This is a genomic window from Photorhabdus antumapuensis, assembly GCF_020387775.1.
Classification (GTDB): domain Bacteria; phylum Pseudomonadota; class Gammaproteobacteria; order Enterobacterales; family Enterobacteriaceae; genus Photorhabdus; species Photorhabdus antumapuensis.
Genome location: NZ_JAHZMK010000100.1, coordinates 1 through 2473 on the forward strand (window position 1 = coordinate 1; position 2473 = coordinate 2473).

A 2473-nucleotide genomic window follows, 5' to 3' on the forward strand; every position below is an offset into this window, starting at 1 on the left:
TGTACTTCTTCATGGAGAACTTTCCCCTACTTGTTGGATGTCCAACTTTCGGGGGGGACGGTTCAATCAGGCTGGGAGCTGTATTTTTATTTACTCTGAGTACATTCGCGTGAAATAGGTATTAATAAGATCATTATCTAGTAAACGATCAACCGTAAAATCTACTGTATCAGATATCGCAATGCCTCTGTGTAACTCTTTAGGGAGGTCATCAATTGATGCATAAATTGTTGGCATCAGATACCTAAAGTAGTCTCCCATTTTTGTTTCACCATCATAGCCTATTGGATAGTCTTCTCCCTCATAACTACCTTCCACACCATGGTAAACAAAAAAACCTTTATTAACAGGTAAATTGGTTTCACTGTAATGACCTGATTCAACTAAACTATTTTTAAGGTTTTCAAAAATATTTGTTTTAGACAAATTATCTCTGTTACGCCAAGATGAATATAAATCAACCGAAAAATATCCATTTTTATTTTGAGGATAATAAGTAAAATGTGATGATTCTTCCCACATGTATTCCGTTAATTGATCAAGAAGTAACTCTGCATCGCTAATTGATAATATTTTTTTAGGTAAATCCCCAAAACAATTATTAACCATCACGGCAATTCTTCCATTCTTATCCATCGCAAACCAAGTAAATATTGTTCCAAATTCTGGCTTCCAGCTTTCATTTAATATTGTCATGTCTATTTTCCTTTTGGCCAACTTACAGCACAGTTTGCACACGGTGGAATTATAGCATCAGAAGGAATATGGTCTTTCCTCCAGACATCTCTGGGCCTTAGTGCATCGGTAAATTTAATTCTAGATGGGTTTACACCTTGTCTGACCAGTTGATCCGCAGCAGAAACTTCAGCACAAGCACCAGCTTTATTTTTACAAAAACTTGTGAATTCTCCAATCTTAACATTTAACTGTTTTTCAATGTATTTGACAGTGTCTGGGTGTAATGCTTCCGCTGTTATTTTAGCATTGCTACTACTTGTAGCTATTTTCCCTGTTACTGGATCATATGCACCAACCATTGTTGCGTTCTTACTTGCCTGTGACTTAGATGTAAATCCATTAATTTCATTTAAGAGATTTTGCTGTGCTTGAGCAGCTATCTTATCAGATTGAGCAATACTAATCCCTTTATTAGCATTGGACACAGACTTCTCATCAAACTTACCTGTCGGATGCTCAACATTTGTTACCGTGCCCTGATCCTTCGGACTATATTGACCTTTGCCCACACTCCAGTCGCTGCCTTTGTTATCACCCGAAGCTTTTGACGATGTTGCGGGTGATGACTTAGCCCCTTTGGTGCCTTCAACAACAATAGGCAGTGTCATTGCCATCGCGGCGGCAGTCTCCTTACTCATGCCCATCGCTTCAAAGCGTTTTGTCCAGCCGAGTTCGCCTACCTTGCCTGTGGCTGATTGACCTAACGTATTCACCGCAGACAGGTAATTTCTGAACTCAACCGGCAATGTGCCATCCCGGTCCATATTTTTGAGGGTACGCTCAAACACCGGCCACTGATCAACCAGATAACCATACTTCTGTGCACACTGGTTCGGGTTGCTGTTACAGGAGTCCATCATTTCCTGCTGATTACGGATATTGGTCTCCACCATATCCTTGATCACCTGTTGACAACTTTCCCCTTCGCAGGTTCGGGCTTGGTGCGCAAAATTGTCCAGCTCATTGACACTCAGATAGTTATTCTCCACCGCATTCTTCCCGGCCTGGGCCCCGGTAACGGCATTGCCGGTGGAGTCACCGGCAATGCCGCCAGCCAGACCCGCTGCCAGAGTGGAGAGGGTGCTGATGGTCTGTTTTTCCTCTTCACTTAAGTCACTGACTTTAACATTTTCGCCGTGAATGTGCTTCATCAGTTCCCGGGCGGCCAGTTCCCCGCCCGCTGCGCCTGCTGCACCTGCCAGCGCATTGTTACCGCTGACTTCGGCCGCTACTGCCCCCAGAATCGCATGGGCCAGGGTATTACTTACGACATCCACTTGATGGGTTTTCGGGTCGGTGGTCAGGTCTTTAATCACCCCGGCCAGGTAAGGGGAAGCGCCGCCCGCCAGTGCCTGACCAATATTGCCTCCCGCGAGTCCCTGAATGGCGGCAGTGGCCGCCTGTAAAGCGGTGTGGTATTTGCCACCGGTGCCAAAACCAGATTCATTCAATGCCTGATGATAGGCGGTTTTGTAAATCTGGTCTTTAATGAGTTCCGGGGTGATGTCGGTTTTACCTTTATCCTCCAGGACTTTTATGGCCGCTTTTCTATCCGGTTCACTGATATTCTCCAGTTTAGCGTGGGCCGCTTTGGTGGCGATAATGGCTCCTTCGGTACTGGCGATATCAATCACCTGCGCACTGATTTCGCCAATCAGTTGGGCCTGTTTCAGTCGTTGCTGTTCTTTCTCTTTGTCAAAGATAGGGCTCAGTGCATTGTTAGCATGGTCGGTAT

The 2473-nt window shown here is 44.8% G+C and carries 2 protein-coding genes; both read right to left on the reverse strand.

What is annotated here, in order from left to right:
• Positions 1 to 90: 90 nt before the first annotated feature.
• Positions 91 to 696: a hypothetical protein gene (locus tag KZ793_RS22410; protein WP_225817280.1), complete on the reverse strand. Its 606-nt coding sequence runs from the start codon at positions 694 to 696 to the stop codon at positions 91 to 93.
• A gap of 2 nt (positions 697 to 698) precedes the next feature.
• A partial coding sequence (locus KZ793_RS22775) for a VENN motif pre-toxin domain-containing protein (protein WP_317987496.1) occupies positions 699 to 2473 on the reverse strand: 1775 nt, incomplete at its 5' end.

Coding starts and splice junctions, on each gene's coding strand:
- KZ793_RS22410 (WP_225817280.1), bottom strand. CDS start 696: ATGACAATATTAAATGAAAGCTGGAAGCCAGAATTTGGAACAATATTT.